General features: G+C 55.7%; 17 protein-coding genes. 11 read left to right on the top strand and 6 right to left on the bottom strand.

The genetic code is table 11. The features are described from left to right. Positions 1-47 precede the first annotated feature (47 nt). From AC4ICF_RS15755 to mglC, 7 genes are all read left to right on the top strand, one after another. On the top strand, positions 48-1,196 hold the full coding sequence (locus AC4ICF_RS15755; RefSeq protein ID WP_116338690.1) for a YbfB/YjiJ family MFS transporter: 1,149 nt from the start codon (positions 48-50) through the stop codon (positions 1,194-1,196). A gap of 102 nt (positions 1,197-1,298) precedes the next feature. Continuing rightward, on the top strand, positions 1,299-1,967 hold the full coding sequence (folE, locus tag AC4ICF_RS15750) for a GTP cyclohydrolase I FolE (protein WP_116338692.1): 669 nt from the start codon (positions 1,299-1,301) through the stop codon (positions 1,965-1,967). Between the two features lie 18 nt (positions 1,968-1,985). Next, positions 1,986-3,143: a DUF418 domain-containing protein YeiB gene (gene yeiB / locus AC4ICF_RS15745; RefSeq protein WP_316379373.1), complete on the top strand. Its 1,158-nt coding sequence runs from the start codon at positions 1,986-1,988 to the stop codon at positions 3,141-3,143. Positions 3,144-3,298: 155 nt separating this feature from the next. After that, positions 3,299-4,321, top strand: coding sequence for an HTH-type transcriptional regulator GalS (galS, locus tag AC4ICF_RS15740; RefSeq protein ID WP_316379375.1), 1,023 nt, complete (start codon positions 3,299-3,301; stop codon positions 4,319-4,321). Positions 4,322-4,615: 294 nt separating this feature from the next. Next, positions 4,616-5,614 (top strand): galactose/glucose ABC transporter substrate-binding protein MglB, encoded by a 999-nt coding sequence (gene mglB, locus AC4ICF_RS15735; protein WP_116338698.1) that lies wholly within the window; start codon positions 4,616-4,618, stop codon positions 5,612-5,614. A gap of 79 nt (positions 5,615-5,693) precedes the next feature. Next, on the top strand, positions 5,694-7,214 hold the full coding sequence (gene mglA, locus AC4ICF_RS15730; RefSeq protein WP_163330238.1) for a galactose/methyl galactoside ABC transporter ATP-binding protein MglA: 1,521 nt from the start codon (positions 5,694-5,696) through the stop codon (positions 7,212-7,214). A gap of 15 nt (positions 7,215-7,229) precedes the next feature. Next, positions 7,230-8,240, top strand: a complete 1,011-nt coding sequence (mglC, locus tag AC4ICF_RS15725) for a galactose/methyl galactoside ABC transporter permease MglC (protein ID WP_013097952.1) — start codon at positions 7,230-7,232, stop codon at positions 8,238-8,240. Between the two features lie 49 nt (positions 8,241-8,289). Here mglC and AC4ICF_RS15720 read toward each other — a convergent pair whose 3' ends face one another. The 6 genes from AC4ICF_RS15720 to AC4ICF_RS15695 all read right to left on the bottom strand — a co-directional run bounded on the left by AC4ICF_RS15720 (position 8,290) and on the right by AC4ICF_RS15695 (position 13,642). After that, on the bottom strand, positions 8,290-9,678 hold the full coding sequence (locus AC4ICF_RS15720) for a glutamine synthetase family protein (RefSeq protein WP_316379666.1): 1,389 nt from the start codon (positions 9,676-9,678) through the stop codon (positions 8,290-8,292). 121 nt (positions 9,679-9,799) lie between these two features. After that, on the bottom strand, positions 9,800-10,519 hold the full coding sequence (sanA, locus tag AC4ICF_RS15715) for an outer membrane permeability protein SanA (RefSeq protein WP_028013857.1): 720 nt from the start codon (positions 10,517-10,519) through the stop codon (positions 9,800-9,802). Positions 10,520-10,645: 126 nt separating this feature from the next. Next, complete coding sequence (cdd, locus tag AC4ICF_RS15710; protein WP_116338702.1) at positions 10,646-11,530, bottom strand: cytidine deaminase; 885 nt, start codon at positions 11,528-11,530, stop codon at positions 10,646-10,648. A gap of 129 nt (positions 11,531-11,659) precedes the next feature. Continuing rightward, positions 11,660-12,355: a CidB/LrgB family autolysis modulator gene (locus AC4ICF_RS15705; protein ID WP_316379376.1), complete on the bottom strand. Its 696-nt coding sequence runs from the start codon at positions 12,353-12,355 to the stop codon at positions 11,660-11,662. Next, a complete protein-coding gene (locus tag AC4ICF_RS15700; RefSeq protein ID WP_014884558.1) occupies positions 12,352-12,747 on the bottom strand; it encodes a CidA/LrgA family protein in 396 nt (131 codons plus the stop codon). The genes AC4ICF_RS15705 and AC4ICF_RS15700 overlap by 4 nt, the downstream gene beginning before the upstream one ends. Positions 12,748-12,931: 184 nt before the next feature. After that, entirely contained in the window at positions 12,932-13,642 is a 711-nt protein-coding gene (locus AC4ICF_RS15695) for a type 1 glutamine amidotransferase (RefSeq protein ID WP_192983122.1), read from the bottom strand. Positions 13,643-13,701: 59 nt separating this feature from the next. On the opposite strand from AC4ICF_RS15695, the gene AC4ICF_RS15690 reads away from it, so the two are divergent. The 4 genes from AC4ICF_RS15690 (at position 13,702) to AC4ICF_RS15675 (ending at position 17,859) form a co-directional block, all read left to right on the top strand. After that, on the top strand, positions 13,702-14,499 hold the full coding sequence (locus AC4ICF_RS15690; protein ID WP_316379377.1) for an AraC family transcriptional regulator: 798 nt from the start codon (positions 13,702-13,704) through the stop codon (positions 14,497-14,499). A gap of 41 nt (positions 14,500-14,540) precedes the next feature. After that, positions 14,541-15,473, top strand: a complete 933-nt coding sequence (dusC, locus tag AC4ICF_RS15685; protein ID WP_116338708.1) for a tRNA dihydrouridine(16) synthase DusC — start codon at positions 14,541-14,543, stop codon at positions 15,471-15,473. A 152-nt stretch (positions 15,474-15,625) separates the two neighbouring features. Continuing rightward, entirely contained in the window at positions 15,626-17,044 is a 1,419-nt protein-coding gene (gene mdtQ / locus AC4ICF_RS15680) for a multidrug resistance outer membrane protein MdtQ (protein ID WP_316379378.1), read from the top strand. A 50-nt stretch (positions 17,045-17,094) separates the two neighbouring features. Then, positions 17,095-17,859, top strand: coding sequence for an SDR family oxidoreductase (locus AC4ICF_RS15675; RefSeq protein WP_116338712.1), 765 nt, complete (start codon positions 17,095-17,097; stop codon positions 17,857-17,859). The last annotated feature ends 92 nt before the right edge of the window (positions 17,860-17,951 follow it).

Raw genomic sequence — 17,951 nt, 5'->3', positions numbered from 1 at the left:
GAGATGCTGCATCATAAATTTACTTTTCTTTAACAATTGGAGCGGTCATGGCGCTGCGTATTGCGCTTAGTGGGTTTGTCGTTCTGGTGGTGGCGATGGGGATAGGGCGCTTTGCCTTTACCCCTCAGGTGCCGCTGATGATTGCCGCCGGGCAACTCACGCTGACCAGCGCGGGCCTGGTGGCGGCGATGAATTATCTGGGCTATCTGGTGGGCGCATGGGATGCCATGCGCGCGCACCGCTTTGTTGAAACGCGACTCTGGCTTGGCATCACCGGCGCGGTTGCGTTGACCCTGCTCTCCGCCGCGGCTGATAACGCCGTCGTGCACGGCCTGCTGCGCTTTGTGATTGGCTGCATGAGCGGCTGGTCAATGGTGCTGATTGCTGCCTGGACCAACGAGCGGCTGGGACAGCTGGGTAAACCGGGGCTCAGTGCGGCTGTCTTTGCCGGGCCCGGGGCAGGTATCGCCCTGAGCGGCCTGCTCGCGGTTTATATTCAGGCGAAATCCCTTTCGGCCGGTGCGGCATGGCAAATCTACGGCGTGCTGGCGCTGGTACTGGTTGCGCTGGTGGCGCGCTATCTGCCGCGATCCGGGCAGCTTCATCGACCCGGCACCGCGCCAGAGCCGCTGGTGCTGACGACGGATTTAAGGCGCCTGGTCTGGAGCTACAGCCTGGCGGGATTTGGCTATATCCTCCCGGCGACCTTCCTTTCGCAAATGGCGGCAGTGCGCTTTCCCGGCAGCCTGTTTGCCCAGTTTGTCTGGCCAATTTTTGGTGCCGCCGCCGTGGTGGGGATTGCGCTCAGCATTCTTTTGCGCCACACCTCAACGGCTAACCGCAGGCTGGCCATCGTGCTGTGGTTACAGGGAGCTGGCGTGCTGGCGGCCTGGCTGCTGCCGGGCATTGGCGGCTTGCTGACGGGCGGGCTGCTGGTGGGAGGCGGGTTCCTCTGCGCGGTGCAGCTCTCACTTTTATACGGCCGCGAGCTGGCACCGCACCACACGCGCTATATGGCGGGGCTGCTCACCACCGGGTATGCCATCGGGCAATTGATTGGTCCGGTGACCTCGGCGGTATCGACCTGGCTAACCCACCGGCTGGAGCCTGCGCTGGGGCTGGCGGGCGTTGCGCTGTTTGTCGCCGGTGCCCTGGTCTGGAATCGCCACGCTGAAAGGCAACAGCAATTGCAATAATTATCGTCGTGAATACTGGATTATGTGCGTCGCCTCACGCACAATGAGCGCATACTTTTGCCACAACGAGGGCAAAAGACGCCACACCTGCAGGAGAACAAAATGTCATCACTCAGTAAAGAAGCTGCCCTGGTCCACGAAGCCCTGCTCGCGCGCGGTCTTGAAACGCCACTGCGTCCGCCGGTTCAGGATATGGACAATGAAACCCGTAAGAAACTGATTTCCGGGCATATGACCGAGATCATGCAACTGCTGAATCTCGATCTGAGCGATGACAGCCTGATGGAAACGCCTAAGCGTATCGCGAAAATGTACGTTGACGAAATTTTCTCCGGACTGGATTACGCCAACTTCCCGAAAATTACCGTCATCGAAAACAAGATGAAGGTGGACGAGATGGTCACGGTACGGGATATCACCCTGACCAGCACCTGTGAGCACCATTTCGTGACCATCGACGGCAAAGCGACCGTGGCGTATATCCCGAAAGACACGGTGATTGGCCTGTCGAAGATCAACCGCATTGTGCAGTTCTTCGCGCAGCGCCCGCAGGTTCAGGAGCGTCTGACGCAGCAGATCCTGATCGCGCTGCAAACGCTGCTGGGTACCAATAACGTGGCGGTCTCCATTGACGCGGTTCATTACTGCGTGAAAGCACGCGGCGTGCGTGATGCGACCAGTGCGACTACCACCACCTCGCTGGGCGGCCTGTTTAAATCGAGCCAGAACACCCGCCAGGAGTTCCTGCGCGCCGTGCGTCACCACAACTAATCAAACAGGGCAGGGACCATGGAGCGAAACGTCACGCTCGATTTTGTCCGCGGCGTCGCCATACTGGGTATCCTGCTGCTGAACATCAGCGCCTTCGGTCTGCCGAAGGCCGCTTACCTCAATCCCGCCTGGTACGGCGACATTACCCGAAGCGATGCCTGGACGTGGGCGCTCCTCGATCTGTTTGCCCAGGTTAAATTCCTCACGCTGTTTGCGCTGCTGTTCGGCGCGGGCCTGCAGCTTCTGCTCAAACGCGGCACACGCTGGATCCAGTCGCGCTTAACGTTGCTGGTCATCCTCGGGTTTATCCACGGCCTGTTCTTCTGGGATGGTGATATTCTTCTCGCTTATGGGTTAGTCGGGCTGATCTGCTGGCGGCTCATTCGCGATGCGCACAGTGTGAAAAGCCTGTTTAACACCGGCGTGATGCTCTATCTCATGGGGCTCGGCGTTCTGTTTTTGCTGGGGCTGATCTCCGGTGATGCGACAAACCGTTCCTGGATCCCGGATGCCGCTAACCTCCAGTACGAGCAGTACTGGAAGCTGAAAGGCGGTACGGAAGCGATAAGCAACCGCGCGGATATGCTGGGCGACAATCTGCTTGCCCTGGGGGCGCAATACGGCTGGCAGCTGGCGGGCATGATGCTGATGGGGGCGTCACTGATGCGCACCGGCTGGCTGAAAGGGGAGTTTAGCCTGCGTCACTACCGCCGCACCGGGGCGGGTCTGGTTCTGATCGGCGTGCTGATTAATCTTCCGGCGGTGATTGCGCAGTGGCACCTCCACTGGGATTACCGCTGGTGCGCGTTTCTGCTCCAGGTACCGCGTGAGCTCAGCGCGCCGTTCCAGACTATCGGCTATGCGGCGCTGATCTATGGTTTCTGGCCGCAGCTCTCTCGTCTGTGGATCGCCAGCGCCGTGGCCTGCGTAGGCCGTATGGCGTTAAGCAATTACCTCCTGCAAACGCTGCTCTGCACCACGCTTTTCTATCGCTTTGGCCTGTTTATGAAATTCGACCGCCTCGGGCTGCTGGCGTTTGTTATTCCGGTCTGGGTGGTTAACCTGGCGTTTTCTGTTATCTGGCTGCGTTATTTCCGCCAGGGGCCGCTGGAGTGGGTGTGGCGTCAGTTAACCGCACATGCTTCAGGGGTATCATTGAATAATACATCCAGATAACGATCTGGATCACAATCATTAACAAAACGGATGTAAGCGTTTTCATGAGTGTGACCTTCTTCACGTAGTCCCCTTTCGCTCGCTGCCAAAATAGCCACCTTGCTAAACACAGGGGGTGTCTGTGAGTTGCTGCAATCCTTTGAAGGATGGTGAATATGATCACCATTCGTGACGTCGCCCGTCTGGCGGGCGTTTCTGTGGCTACCGTCTCCCGCGTGCTGAACAACAGCGCGCTGGTCAGCCCTGAAACCCGTGAAACCGTAATGAAAGCCGTGACCCAGCTCGGATACCGACCAAATGCCAATGCCCAGGCGCTTGCAACGCAGGTCAGCGATACCATCGGCGTGGTGGTGATGGACGTCTCGGACGCCTTTTTCGGTGCGCTGGTAAAAGCGGTCGATGTGGTCGCCCAGCAGCATCAGAAATATGTGCTGATTGGCAACAGCTATCACGAGGCAGAAAAGGAGCGTTATGCGATTGAAGTGCTGATCCGCCAGCGCTGCAACGCTCTGATTGTTCACTCAAAAGCCTTAAGCGATGAAGAGCTGGCCGGGTTTATGGAGCAGATCCCGGGTATGGTGCTGATCAACCGCATCGTCCCGGGCTATGCCCATCGCTGTGTCGGGCTGGATAACGTCAGCGGCGCCATGATGGCCACCAAAATGCTGATCAATAACGGCCATCAGCGGATCGGCTATCTGGCGTCCAGCCATCAAATTGAAGATGACGCGTTGCGGCGTGAGGGGTGGCAAAACGCCCTGAAAGATCACGGCATTACGCCATCAGAAAGCTGGATCGGCACCGGAACGCCGGACATGCAGGGCGGTGAAGCGGCAATGGTGGAATTGCTGGGCCGAAATCTGCAGCTTTCCGCGGTGTTTGCCTATAACGACAGCATGGCCGCGGGCGCGCTGACTGCGCTGAAGGATAACGGCATTGCGGTGCCACAGCATTTGTCATTGATTGGTTTCGATGATATTCCGATTGCCCGTTACACCGACCCGCAGCTCACCACGGTGCGCTATCCCATTGCTTCTATGGCGAAACTGGCGACCGAGCTGGCGCTACAGGGAGCGGCAGGGCTGCTGGATCCAGGGGCAACGCACTGCTTCATGCCGACGCTGGTACGTCGTCATTCCGTCGCGGCCCGGCAAATTGTGGTTCCGATCACTAACTGATTACATCAGGTGATGTAACCGTTTTCAATCTGTGAGTAAATTCACAGTATCTTAACAAGGCGCTGACTATGATGTCAGCGTTTTAGGGGCTGAAACGCTATGTAACGGTGATTATTCACTTTCACTATAGCCAATGTGCCGCAAACAACGAATAAAACGCATTTCTGGAGCGTTACCGACCACGGAAGATAGAAATTTTATAAGTGAACGTCGGCTGTCAGTAACGTTTTATTAACACCTGCCTGCCGATCGTTATTCACAAGAACTACCCTGCATAAAAAAACCGGAGATACCATGAATAAGAAGGTGTTGACCCTGTCTGCTGTAATGGCAAGCATGCTTTTTGGTGCAGCAGCGCACGCTGCGGATACCCGTATTGGTGTGACCATCTATAAATACGACGACAACTTCATGTCTGTTGTGCGTAAAGCGATTGAGAAAGATGCGAAAGCAGCGCCAGACGTACAGCTGCTGATGAATGACTCCCAGAACGACCAGTCCAAACAGAACGATCAGATCGACGTTCTGCTGGCAAAAGGCGTTAAGGCTCTGGCGATCAACCTGGTTGACCCGGCGGCAGCAGGCACGGTTATCGAGAAAGCGCGCGGCCAGAATGTGCCAATCGTCTTCTTTAACAAAGAACCTTCCCGTAAGGCGCTGGACAGCTATGACAAAGCGTATTACGTCGGTACTGACTCCAAAGAGTCCGGCATTATTCAGGGCGATCTGATCGCGAAACACTGGGCGGCGAACCCGAACTGGGACCTGAACAAAGACGGTCAGATTCAGTTCGTGCTGCTGAAAGGTGAGCCTGGCCACCCGGATGCTGAAGCCCGTACCACTTACGTTATCAAAGAGCTGAACGACAAAGGCCTGAAAACCCAGCAGCTGGCGTTAGATACCGCGATGTGGGATACCGCTCAGGCGAAAGATAAGATGGACGCGTGGCTGTCCGGCCCGAACGCGAACAAAATCGAAGTCGTCATTGCCAACAACGATGCGATGGCAATGGGTGCAATTGAAGCGCTCAAAGCCCACAATAAATCCTCCATCCCGGTATTTGGCGTGGATGCTCTGCCAGAAGCGCTGGCGCTGGTTAAATCTGGCGCGATGGCCGGTACCGTTCTGAACGATGCCAACAACCAGGCGAAAGCGACCTTCGATCTGGCGAAAAACCTCGCCGATGGTAAAGGCGCGGCGGATGGCACCAGCTGGAAAATTGACAACAAAATCGTTCGCGTGCCTTACGTGGGCGTAGACCAGTCCAACCTGGCTGAGTTTATCGGTAAATAAGCAATCTACATTGTCTTCACTGGGCGCAACCTGTTGCGCCCTTTTATAACGCGATATGCGAGGCCAACAAGGTATAATTATGGTCAGCACAACTACTCAGTCAACCGGTGAATACTTGTTGGAAATGAACGGTATTAACAAGTCATTTCCCGGTGTTAAGGCACTCGATAATGTTAATTTAAAAGTCCGGCCTCACTCTATTCATGCATTAATGGGGGAGAACGGTGCGGGTAAATCAACATTATTAAAATGTCTTTTTGGGATCTATCAAAAAGATTCTGGCAGCATTCTTTTTCAGGGGAAAGAGATCGATTTCCATTCAGCAAAAGAAGCACTGGAAAACGGTATCTCAATGGTTCACCAGGAATTAAACCTGGTACTGCAACGCTCGGTGATGGATAACATGTGGTTGGGTCGTTACCCAACCAAAGGTGTCTTTGTCGATCAGGACAAAATGTATCGCGACACCAAAGCAATTTTTGATGAGCTGGATATTGATATCGATCCGCGCGCCCGCGTGGGGACATTATCCGTCTCTCAAATGCAGATGATCGAAATTGCCAAAGCGTTCTCCTATGACGCGAAAATCGTCATCATGGACGAACCCACCTCGTCTTTAACGGAAAAAGAGGTTAACCACCTTTTTACCATTATTCGTAAGCTGAAAGATCGCGGCTGCGGCATTGTGTACATCTCGCATAAAATGGAAGAGATCTTCCAGCTGTGCGATGAAATTACCATCCTGCGCGACGGCCAGTGGATTGCAACGCAGCCGCTGGAAGGGCTGGACATGGACAAGATCATCGCTATGATGGTCGGCCGCTCTCTGAACCAGCGCTTCCCGGACAAAGAGAACAGGCCGGGCGAAGTGATCCTGGAAGTGCGCAATCTGACCTCGCTGCGTCAGCCGTCCATTCGTGATGTTTCTTTCGACCTGCACAAAGGGGAAATTCTGGGCATTGCCGGCCTGGTGGGGGCAAAGCGTACCGACATTGTGGAAACCCTGTTTGGCATCCGCGAGAAAGCCGAAGGCACCATCACGCTGCACGGAAAGAAAATTAACAACCACAATGCCAACGAAGCCATTAATAACGGTTTTGCGCTGGTGACGGAAGAGCGTCGTTCGACCGGTATTTATGCTTATCTGGATATTAACTTTAACTCGTTAATCTCTAATATCCGTAATTACAAAAACAAAGTCGGGCTGCTGGATAACTCCCGCATGAAGAGCGATACCCAATGGGTAATTGACTCCATGCGCGTGAAAACACCGGGCCACCGTACCCAAATTGGTTCGCTTTCTGGCGGTAACCAGCAGAAAGTCATTATCGGCCGTTGGCTATTAACCCAGCCTGAAATTCTGATGCTGGATGAACCGACCCGCGGTATTGACGTCGGCGCGAAGTTTGAAATTTATCAGCTGATTGCCGAGCTGGCGAAAAAGAATAAAGGGATCATTATTATTTCTTCCGAAATGCCGGAACTGTTAGGGATCACGGACCGTATTCTGGTTATGAGCAATGGTCTCGTTGCCGGTATTGTTGACACCAAAACGACAACGCAAAACGAAATTTTGCGTCTTGCGTCTTTGCACCTTTAAGATCAGGGGCTCCTCATGAGTGCGTTAAATAAAAAAAGTTTTCTCACTTACCTGAAAGAAGGCGGTATTTACGTTGTTCTTTTAGTCCTGCTGGCCATTATTATTTTCCAGGACCCTACGTTCTTAAGCCTGCTGAACCTGAGTAACATTCTGACCCAGTCCTCCGTGCGTATCATCATCGCGCTGGGCGTGGCGGGCCTTATCGTCACCCAGGGGACGGACCTGTCTGCCGGTCGTCAGGTCGGCCTGGCGGCGGTTATTGCGGCAACCCTGCTGCAGTCGATGGAAAACGCCAACAAGGTGTTCCCGGAAATGGCGACCATGCCGATTTTCGTGGTGATTCTGATCGTCTGCGCCATCGGGGCGGTGATTGGCCTGATCAACGGTATCATCATCGCTTACCTGAACGTGACACCATTTATCACCACCCTGGGTACGATGATCATCGTTTACGGCATCAACTCCCTCTACTACGACTTTGTGGGTGCGTCACCGATTTCGGGCTTTGACAGCGGCTTCTCGACCTTTACGCAAGGGTTTATCGCGCTGGGCAGCTTCCGCCTGTCGTATATCACCTTCTATGCGCTGATTGCGGTGGCGTTCGTCTGGATCCTGTGGAACAAAACGCGTTTTGGTAAAAACATCTTCGCAATCGGCGGTAACCCGGAAGCGGCGAAAGTCTCCGGCGTAAACGTTGCCCTGAACCTGCTGATGATTTACGCGCTGTCCGGTGTGTTCTACGCCTTCGGTGGAATGCTGGAAGCGGGCCGCATCGGCTCCGCAACCAACAACCTTGGCTTCATGTACGAGCTGGATGCAATTGCTGCCTGCGTCGTCGGCGGCGTCTCCTTCAGCGGCGGCGTGGGTACCGTGCTTGGCGTGGTGACCGGTGTGATCATTTTCACCGTCATCAACTATGGCCTGACCTACATCGGCGTGAACCCGTACTGGCAGTACATCATCAAGGGCGCCATCATTATCTTCGCTGTGGCGCTGGATTCACTGAAGTACGCACGCAAGAAGTAATCGCTCCTCGCGTTACGCGGCCCGCTCACCGAGCGGGCTTTTTTATGCCCTACGCCAGATGTGACTCTTCGCGGGTCACAACGCTCTCAAACCAGTCGAGCTCTGAAAGCTTACAGGCCACCCACTGTTCGCAAAAGGCGTCACCCAGGCTGTCGGTAAGGTACTGACAGCGGGAAAATGTCTCGATTGCTTCCTGCTGAAACAGCGGCAGGGTGGGTTCATCATGCTGCGGTTCAGGCAAATCGTCCTCGTCGATATTTTCCAGCCCGTACAGCATGCCGGTCAGGATCGTGGCGGCGACCAGATAGGGATTGGCGTCCGCCCCGGCCAGCCGGTACTCAATGCGGCGGTTGCTGTCCTCCGAACAGGGAATACGCAATGCGGCGGAGCGGGTGTTATAGCCCCAGGAGTTAAAGACGGGTTCCGTCAGGTTTTTACGCAGGCGACGAAACGCGTTAACTCCAGGCGCAAGGATGGCGATAGAGGCGGGCATCAGCGCCAGCTGCCCGGCGATGCACAAACGCATCATGCTGTTAAGCGCGTTCACCGGAGAAGCAAAAACGTTTTCGCCGCGACTGTTATTCAGGCTGAAATGGAAGTGTAAACCGCTGCCGGCCAGCTGGCTGAAAGGCTTAGCCATAAAGTTGGCCTGCAGGCCGTGCTTTTCGGCTACGTAACGGGTCATTCGGCGCAGGGCAAGCACGTTATCGCAGACCTCAATGACGCGATGGCTGTGCTTCAGGTTTAATTCGTACTGACCGGATTCGGCTTCCGCCACGATCCCGGACAGCGGGATGCGCTGAAGGTGTGCCAGCTGTTCCAGCTCGTCAAACAGTGCCGCATGGGTTGTTGAGGTATCCATATGAAAACACCCCTGATTTTGCGGATCCCGATCGCGTTGACCCGTCAGATAGAATTCGATTTCCGGAGCAATCACCGGATAGAGCCCGTGCTGGTGGAAGCGGGACAGGACGTTCTGCAGGATGACTCGTGGCTCCAGCGGGCAGGGTTTATCGTCGCTGTCTTGCATCGTCAGCAGGATCTGCGCGTTGTGCTGCGGATCCTGCGGGCAGGGGCGCAGGGAACCGGCGACGGGGAGGCAGAGTCGGTCCGGTTCATCATGAAGCGGGGCGGCGATTTTTCCTTTCTGATCCATAGAGTAGACGGAGAGGGGAAAGTAACAGCCTTTTTCCAGCGCCAGCATGCTCTCTACCGGGAGCCGCTTGCCGCGCATAATGCCGTTGATATCGTTCAGGTAAACGTCAATATGTTTCGTCTGCGGGTAACGTTCGAGATAATCCGCGACTTCGACCGAAACGTTGTGCTGCAGCGCGTCAATTTTTTCATCAAGCCAAAGGCCGGAATTGAGTGCGCCAGGAAGCGATAAACCGGGAAAGTTAAAATAGGGACGGAGACTTTTCAGGAAAAACGCATTCATTATCGAGTTCATAGTCATTCTTCAATGAAGCCGTAGCGGCAGTGAACTCAGCATAAAGGGGGCGGCGTAAAGGGGGGATAAAAAGCGTCAGGCCCGGCGTAAAGAAAGTATAAAGGCGAGGCTATTTTTTCTCTTTTTTCTGCATATCAAGCAGTTGCTCCGGGGTGACGGCCGGGTAACCCTGCGCGTCTTCCGGTACTTCATGCATCGCCGGGATCGGCACCAGCGGGCCGAGGAAGCGCGGTTCGCGTTTGAAAATGTAGAGGTCTGCCAGAGCGCCAAAACGCGCGCCGAACTCGCGGACGCGCACGCTCAGCATATCTTTTGGCGACGGCACGGCGTAACACTGCGCCTGAATGCCCATATGCAGCGCGATAAACAGCGCGCGCTCGCAGTGGAAGCGCTGAGTGATGATGATGAAGTCGTTGGTGTCGAAGACTTTGCGCGTACGCACGATGGAGTCCAGGGTGCGGAATCCGGCGTAGTCGAGCACGATATCTGCAGGATCGACGCCAGCGGCAATCAAATCCTTCCGCATCGTCACCGGCTCATTATAGCTTTGCAGGGCGTTATCGCCGCTTAGCAGCAGGTAGTTCACCTTGCCGCTATTGTAGGCGTTCAGCGCGCCCTGAATGCGGTAGCGGTAGTACTGGTTGATCACCCCGGTGCGGTAATACTTGGCGGTGCCGAGCACCACGCCAACCTGACGATAGGGCAGGTCCTGCAGATCGTCAAAGATGTAGGGGGCGGTTTTCCAGCTCATCCAGCGGTCGAGACCCAGCACGATAAACAGCAGTATGCCGACCAGGACAGACAGGCTGTAAAAAACGCGCTTTAACATGGAGATGGCTCGTTCGTGGATGAAATTTAACTCAGGCTACTTTACCCGCCTGGTTAGCGCAAGAAACAGCGACTCAACTGAGGGGTTTTTCAGCAACGTGGCGGACATTTCTGTCCGCCGGAAGGTTTATGCCAGCAGGACGCGGTCGATCGTCGTGCAGCCTAACGCCTTGAGCGTCGCGGCGGTGGCATCCCACTGGATCAGTGGCGCATCGGCTTTTTCGGCCAGAATGGCGCGCTGAATGTCCGGATAATCGTAGCCGTTCAGGCTCAGCAGGTTGAGCGCGCCCTGTAGTGGCGGCAGCGTTGGGTTAAACGCGGCGTTTTCCGCATAGCTGCCGGTGAAGATACGGCCGTCGCGGCACTGCAGCGCCACGCCGCTCGGGGATTTGCTGTAAGGCGTGTGGCTTTTGTTCGCCGCGCGAATGGCCGCCTGGTTCAGGTCATCGCCGGACAGGGCGAAACCGTGATCCTGCTCGTCCATCAGCAACGTTTTGATCTCCAGATCTTTCGGGCCAAAGGCGTCAGGCAGGTAATCGCCCAGCGTGTGCGGTGCGCGTCCCGGCAGGTTGATGCGCAGCTGCAGCCCGCTGTTCAGCTCGTTCATAAACTGACGGCAGTGGCCGCAGGGGGTGTAGTTAACGGTAATGGCGCTCAGGGCTTTCTCACCGCGCAGCCAGGCGTGGCTGATGGCGCTCTGCTCGGCGTGAACGGTCTGCTGCATGGTCGCGCCCAGGAACTCCATATTGCCGCCGAAGTACCAGGTACCGCTGATGCCGCGCGCAATGGCCCCGACGTTAAAGTGGGAGAGATCGGCCCGCGCGCAGGCGGCAGCCAGGGGAAGCAGTGCGAAAGCCAGCGCGTCTTCGTCCAGTCCCGTTGCCTGTTTCAGCACCGTGACCTGCTCCGCGGTCAGCAGGGCGGGGAAGTGTGCATCTGCCAGAACGGGAGCAAGGGCTGACTGCAAATTCTCTGCAAGCTGGGCGAAGGCAGCTTGAAAACGTGGGTGCATGGCGTTTGCCTCATAAAGGTTAATGGATCGGTAGTTTACGGAGCCGTTAGGGCTTTATATGTGATCCACTTCTCATTATGTATGCAACTTATGAAATCAAAATGAAATTTGCGCGACGCATCGCAAATTTTAGCCCATCACCGCCAGAATCAGCGGGAAAATGAACGGGGCCAGCAGGGAGGTGATAATTCCGCAGATCACCAAAGCCAGCGAGCTAAACGCCCCTTCCTGATAATCCAGCTCCGCGCAGCGGGCAGTGCCCAGGGCGTGGGAGGCGGTCCCCATCGACAGTCCCCGTGCCGCTTTAGTATGAATACGCATCCCGTTCAGCAGGGTGTGACCAAACACCGCACCGAGAATACCGACGAAAATGACGCACATCGCGCTGATGGCCGGGATCCCGCCGAGGCTGCCACCGACAGCCATCGCGATAGGTGTGGTCACCGATTTTGGCAGAATAGAGGCGGCAATCTGCGGCGAGGCCCCCATCAACAGCGCTACCGACGTGCCGGTGATCATCGCCACCAGGCTGCCCACAAAACAGATGGTAATGATGGATTTCCAGCGGGCGCGGATCTGGTGGAGCTGCTCATATAAAGGAAAGGCGAGCGCCACAACGGCAGGCTGCAGCAGGTCGTTTAAAATTTTGCTGCCGGCAAAGTAGCGTTCATAAGGAATGTCGGTGAGCAGCAGGAACGGAATAATGACCACCATCGCCACCAGCAGCGGGTTCAGCAACGGCATTTTGAAACGTGCGGCAAGCTTGCGCGCGGCGAAGAACACCGCTAGGGTTAGCGGCAGCGACCACCAGATATTAGCCATCATTTTTTTGTTTTCTCCCCGATCACGTTGCGTTCGCCATGCACCAGATGCGAACTCCAGCTCACCACCAGGAAAACCACCAGCGTACTGACCGCGCATGAGACCACAATCGGGCCGAACTGGGCTTTGAGCAAATCAAAATACTGCATAACCCCGACGCCGATTGGCACGAAAAGCAGCGCCATATAGCGAATGAGGACGAAGCAGCCGGGGTTGACCCATTTTGCGGGCAGGATTTGCAGCGCCAGCAAAACAAAGAGGATTAGCATGCCGATAATGCTGCCGGGAATGGTGATGGGCAGCAGCGACGCGATGAAAATCCCGGCATACAGGCAGGCGTAAATCAGGACGAATGCGCGCAGATATTGCCAGATAATGTTCAATGATTTGCTCATGGTGATAGTCCTTGCTGAAACGCATTCATCATACAATTAAACCTAAAAATGTGCCACGGATCACATCATGAAATTTGAGCATACCAGACATTCCGGAATGGAACGTCCGGTATCACCGCACAGGGGCAGGCTACAGTTTAGAGGAAAGGGAGTGCGGTGGCGAAGTGACGAGCCAGAGAATGCATCAGCGCAGGGCGGTCAGTTTATCGAGAAAAGAAAACAGCACCTGATTCATTTCGCGATAATCATGCGAGCGTAGTTTTTCCGCCGTTTCGACAAAACGAAATTCATCCGCACGGCGGAGATCGTTCTGCGAATGTTCAATCAGCAACTCAACGACCTCCGCCGTCAGTTCCATATGGCACTGAAAACCGTAAACCCGTTCGCCATATTGCACGATCTGACGGGGACAGCCCTCGCTGTAAGCGAGCACCTTAGCCTGTGGCGTCAACCCTGGCATGTCGTTATGCCAGTGACCGACGCTCAGCTCGTGGCCAAAATTCTCAAACAGCGGGTTCGCCTTGCCTGCATCTGTGAGCCTGACGGGAAATTTACCGATCTCTTTTTCCGGGCTTTGGCAAAACCCTGCGCCCAGCGCTTCACCGATAAGCTGCGAGCCCAGACAAACGCCAATCACCGTTTTACCCGCCCCTATTGCGCGGCCGATGAGTCGCATTTCCGCCTGCGCATCAAACCAGGGGCACTCCTCAAGCGTGGTGGCGGGTGACTGCGGGCCTCCCATGATGATAAGCAAGTCCGTGCTCTCCAGGTCTTCGGGTAACGGATCGCCCTGATAAACTCTGGAGTAGCTCAGGCTACAGCCGCGATTTTTCCCCCAGATTTCATAGGCGCCTGGCGCTTCGAAATGTTCATGAATGATAAAATGAATGTGCATTGCGTCTCTCTCCGGTTACGTGTACAAGCAGCATCATAAGAGGAAGGGAGGAATGTGAAATGCCAACCGTTATCGATAAAACGCCAATTCACGACGATGCCATCGGATGGTCCAGAGGGGCAATTAGTTATACGCGTGGCGAAGTGGATCCCCCTCACCGGCATTCACAGGGGCAACTTTTGTTTGCCATCAAAGGGGTGATGCTGGTCGAAACTGGCAATAAGCGTTGGGTCATACCGCCTCAGCGCGCGTTGTGGATCCCTCCCTTTCAGGAACACACCTACAGCGTGTTATCCACCACGGAGCTCCGCGCAGTCTGGTTTAGCCCCGCGCTGATATCGCAATGCGAGCCTTTTACACGGAAAGAAGAGGTTCACGTGATTATGGCGACAGCGTTGTTCAAAGAGCTGATTGCCGGGCTGTTCAGTGCGCAATACCGGCCAGCCAGTCAGCGCAGCATGGCCGTTTTGCTGCTCGACATCCTCAGCGAGGCGCAGCAGATTTCGGCCGAATTACCGATGCCCGTTGATGGGCGGTTACATCGCGTTGCCTGTGACATCATTGCCAACAATCTCTGGGATGTTTCTATGGAAAGTCTGGCGGAACAGGCCGCGATGTCTGAACGCACATTTTCACGCGCGTTTATCAAAGATACAGGCTTTAGCTTCCGGGCCTGGCGACAGCGCGCAAGGATTTGTGCCTCGCTGGACCTGCTCGCCAACGGATACCCGGTTAAGCAGGTGGCCTGGATGCTGGGGTTTTCAGGGCAGGCGGCATTTGCGGCGGCGTTTCGCGCCGTTGTCGGGGCAACGCCGGCTGACTTTCTACCTGAACAGAAGCGCTTCCCAGCGATATAGAGAGCGGCTACTATAGCGCGTCTTTTTTCACAGGTACTGCTATGCGTGTTTTACTGGCTCCAATGGAAGGCGTGCTCGACTCCCTCGTGCGCGAGCTTCTGACCGAGGTGAACGATTACGATCTCTGCGTGACGGAGTTTCTGCGCGTGGTCGATATGCTGTTGCCGGTAAAATCCTTCTACCGCCTGTGCCCCGAGCTGCACAACCAGAGCCGGACCTCTTCCGGCACTCTGGTGCGTATTCAGCTGCTCGGCCAGTATCCTGAATGGCTGGCGGAAAACGCTGCCCGCGCGGTTGAGCTGGGCTCTTACGGGGTGGATCTCAACTGTGGCTGTCCGTCGAAGCTGGTCAATGGCAGCGGCGGCGGGGCGACCTTGCTGAAAGATCCTGAGCTGATTTACCGCGGCGCGAAAGCCATGCGTGAGGCTGTGCCTTCGCATTTGCCGGTGACGGTTAAGGTGCGTCTGGGGTGGGACAGCGACGCGCGGCAGTTTGAAATCGCCGATGCGGTGCAGCAGGCCGGGGCCACCGAGCTGGTGGTGCATGGCCGCACCAAAGACGATGGCTACAAAGCCGAGCGCATTAACTGGCAGGCGATCGGCGAGATCCGCAAGCGCCTCACCATTCCGGTGATCGCCAATGGTGAAATCTGGGATTACGAGAGTGCGCAGGCATGCCTGAACGCTACCGGCTGTGATGCGGTGATGATTGGCCGCGGTGCGCTGAACGTGCCGAACCTCAGCCGTGTAGTGAAATATAACGAGCCGCGGATGCCGTGGGCAGACGTCGTCACGCTGCTGCAAAAATACAGCCGTCTGGAAAAGCAGGGCGACACCGGTTTGTATCACGTCGCTCGAATTAAACAGTGGCTGAGTTATTTACGTAAAGAGTACAGCGAAGCGCTGGGATTATTTCAGGAGATCCGCACGCTGCAAACGTCGGCTGATATTGCGCGGGTTATACAGTCAAAATAACCGGTACTTATATTTAAATATAAATAATTCACACAGTGAATATTTTGCCGATTATGTAAGTGTATGACAATTTGCGGATTGCCACGCGTTACTAAAAAATGGAACGTCATCAAGCGTAAGTTGCGCCTTTATTTTTTTGAGTGCATGGCGTAATGAAACGTTTTCTTATTTTATCTCTGAGTGCTCCCCTTATTTTTATGCTGGCTGCGTGCGCACCGGAACATTCCACGGTGTCGCCAATCAAAACGCAAGCGACAGCCGCTTCCGTTAATACCCAACTTCGTCATGCGGACTGGCCGAAAAATGAGTGGTGGAAAGAATATAACGACCCGCAGTTAAATTCGCTTATTGCCAAAGCCATAGCGGATGCTCCCGATATGCAAATTGCCCGGCAGCGCATTACGCTTGCCGAAGCGCAGGCCAGAGCCGCTATTGCTGCCGATGGCCCACAGATGGATTTTTCTGCGGATGTTGAACGGCAAAAAATGTCGGCAGAGGGGCTGATGGGGCCGTTTGCCCTGACCGACCCGGCGGCGGGTACAACTGGCCCATGGTATACCAACGGCACCTTTGGACTGACGGCGGGCTGGGATCTCGATCTGTGGGGTAAAAACCGCGACCGGATCGCAGCGCGTATTGGCAAAGTGAATGCGCAAAAAGCGGAGCTGGAGCAGACCCGCCAGCTGCTGGCCGGCAGCGTGGCGCGGCTCTACTGGGAGTGGCAAACTCAGGCCACCGCAAGGGAGGTTCTCGCGCAGATCAAACATGAACAGGACAACATTATTGGTGCCGACCGCGAGCTGTATCTGCACGGGATCACCTCTTCCGTGGAGGGGGTTGAAACGGATATCAACGCCAATAAAACCGAAGAGCAGTTGGCAGAAGTTAACGGGAAGATGAAAGCCGTCGAGGCGCGTCTGGTCGCGCTGACCAATTCTTCCTCCGTAACGCTTACGCGCCACCCGTTGCCTGCCGCAGAAGCCTCGTTACCTTCGACGCTCGGTTATGAACTGCTGGCTCGCCGTCCGGATCTGCAAGAAGCGCACTGGTATATCGAAGCCTCCATGAGCGAGGTGGATGCCGCCAGAGCGGCTTTCTATCCTGACGTGAACCTGATGGCGTTCTTACAGCAGGATGCCCTCCATCTGAGCGATCTGTTTCGCTCTTCAGCGCAGCAGATGGGCGTGACCGCCGGATTGACGCTGCCGATTTTTGACAGCGGCAGGCTGAACGCCAGGCTGGATATCGCCCAGGCGCAGAATAACCTTTCCGTCGCGAACTACAACAAAGCAGTGGTGGATGCGGTCAATCAGGTGGCGCGTACGGCCAGTGAAGTTGAAACCCTGACGGCAAAAAATCGTCACCAGCAGCAGGTCGAAAAAGACGCGGCGCGCGTGGTGGCGCTGGCGCAGGCGCGTTTTAGCGCTGGTATCATTGCGGGCTCGCGGGTCAGCGAAGCCAAAATTCCGGCGCTGAAAGAACGTCTCGAAGGCGTCATGCTGAAAGGCCAGTATCTCGACGCCACGCTGCAGCTGACTTCAGCGCTGGGCGGTGGGTATCACCAGGGCTAAAAAAGGCCATTATCTATACTTACCTCTTTGCAGTTTTTCAGGAGGTGAGTATGACCAGAGTAGCGATTGTAACCGCATCGGATTCCGGGATCGGTAAAACCACGGCGCTGATGCTCGCAGAGCGCGGGTTTGATATTGGCGTCACCTGGCATTCCGATGAAAAAGGGGCGCTGGAAACCTGCCGTGAAGTTGAAGCGCGTGGGCAGCGCGCAGAGGCTATCCATCTTGATTTAAGCACGCTCCCGGACGGCGCGGAAGCCATTGAAACGCTGATTGCGCGTTTCGGGCGGCTGGACGTTCTGGTTAACAATGCCGGAGCGATGACCAAAGCGCCATTCCTTGAGATGGCGTTTGACGACTGGCGGAATATTTTTACCGTCGACGTGGATGGCGCGTTTCTCTGCTCACAGATTGCGGCACGGCAAATGGTGAAGCAGGGGGAAGGGGGGCGGATTGTAAACATCACCTCGGTGCACGAGCACACCCCGCTGCCGGAGGCCTGCGCCTATACGGCCGCGAAACATGCGCTCGGCGGCTTAACCAAATCCATGGCGATGGAGCTGGTTAAGCATAAGATTCTGGTGAACGCCGTCGCGCCGGGTGCCATTGCCACGCCGATGAACGATATGGACGACAGCGAAGTGAAGGAAGGGTCAATGCCGGAAATCCCGCTGGCAAGGCCGGGCCATACCAAAGAGATTGCCAGCCTGGTGGCGTGGCTGTGCGACAGCGATGCCAGCTACACAACGGGTCAATCGTTTATCGTCGACGGGGGCTTTATGCTGGCGAACCCGCAGTTTAAGCCGGAGAGGTAGTTGGTTTCCCCTCACCCCGGCCCTCTCCCCAAAGGGGAGAGGGTGTATATAGTTCCCTCTCCCTGTGGGAGAGGGTTAGGGTGAGGGCATCA

Source organism: Enterobacter sp. ECC_219_Taxon_10 (assembly GCF_058354905.1).
The sequence above is the reverse complement of the archived record's forward strand: the minus strand, read 5'-3'. Positions and strand labels throughout refer to the sequence as shown.

Coding starts and splice junctions, on each gene's coding strand:
- AC4ICF_RS15700 (WP_014884558.1), bottom strand. CDS start 12,747: ATGAGCAAATCATTGAACATTATCTGGCAATATCTGCGCGCATTCGTC.
- dusC (WP_116338708.1), top strand. CDS start 14,541: ATGCGTGTTTTACTGGCTCCAATGGAAGGCGTGCTCGACTCCCTCGTG.
- mglC (WP_013097952.1), top strand. CDS start 7,230: ATGAGTGCGTTAAATAAAAAAAGTTTTCTCACTTACCTGAAAGAAGGC.
- AC4ICF_RS15755 (WP_116338690.1), top strand. CDS start 48: ATGGCGCTGCGTATTGCGCTTAGTGGGTTTGTCGTTCTGGTGGTGGCG.
- AC4ICF_RS15675 (WP_116338712.1), top strand. CDS start 17,095: ATGACCAGAGTAGCGATTGTAACCGCATCGGATTCCGGGATCGGTAAA.
- yeiB (WP_316379373.1), top strand. CDS start 1,986: ATGGAGCGAAACGTCACGCTCGATTTTGTCCGCGGCGTCGCCATACTG.
- AC4ICF_RS15695 (WP_192983122.1), bottom strand. CDS start 13,642: ATGCACATTCATTTTATCATTCATGAACATTTCGAAGCGCCAGGCGCC.
- cdd (WP_116338702.1), bottom strand. CDS start 11,530: ATGCACCCACGTTTTCAAGCTGCCTTCGCCCAGCTTGCAGAGAATTTG.
- sanA (WP_028013857.1), bottom strand. CDS start 10,519: ATGTTAAAGCGCGTTTTTTACAGCCTGTCTGTCCTGGTCGGCATACTG.
- folE (WP_116338692.1), top strand. CDS start 1,299: ATGTCATCACTCAGTAAAGAAGCTGCCCTGGTCCACGAAGCCCTGCTC.
- AC4ICF_RS15720 (WP_316379666.1), bottom strand. CDS start 9,678: ATGAATGCGTTTTTCCTGAAAAGTCTCCGTCCCTATTTTAACTTTCCC.
- mglB (WP_116338698.1), top strand. CDS start 4,616: ATGAATAAGAAGGTGTTGACCCTGTCTGCTGTAATGGCAAGCATGCTT.
- galS (WP_316379375.1), top strand. CDS start 3,299: ATGATCACCATTCGTGACGTCGCCCGTCTGGCGGGCGTTTCTGTGGCT.
- mglA (WP_163330238.1), top strand. CDS start 5,694: ATGGTCAGCACAACTACTCAGTCAACCGGTGAATACTTGTTGGAAATG.
- AC4ICF_RS15690 (WP_316379377.1), top strand. CDS start 13,702: ATGCCAACCGTTATCGATAAAACGCCAATTCACGACGATGCCATCGGA.
- mdtQ (WP_316379378.1), top strand. CDS start 15,626: ATGAAACGTTTTCTTATTTTATCTCTGAGTGCTCCCCTTATTTTTATG.
- AC4ICF_RS15705 (WP_316379376.1), bottom strand. CDS start 12,355: ATGATGGCTAATATCTGGTGGTCGCTGCCGCTAACCCTAGCGGTGTTC.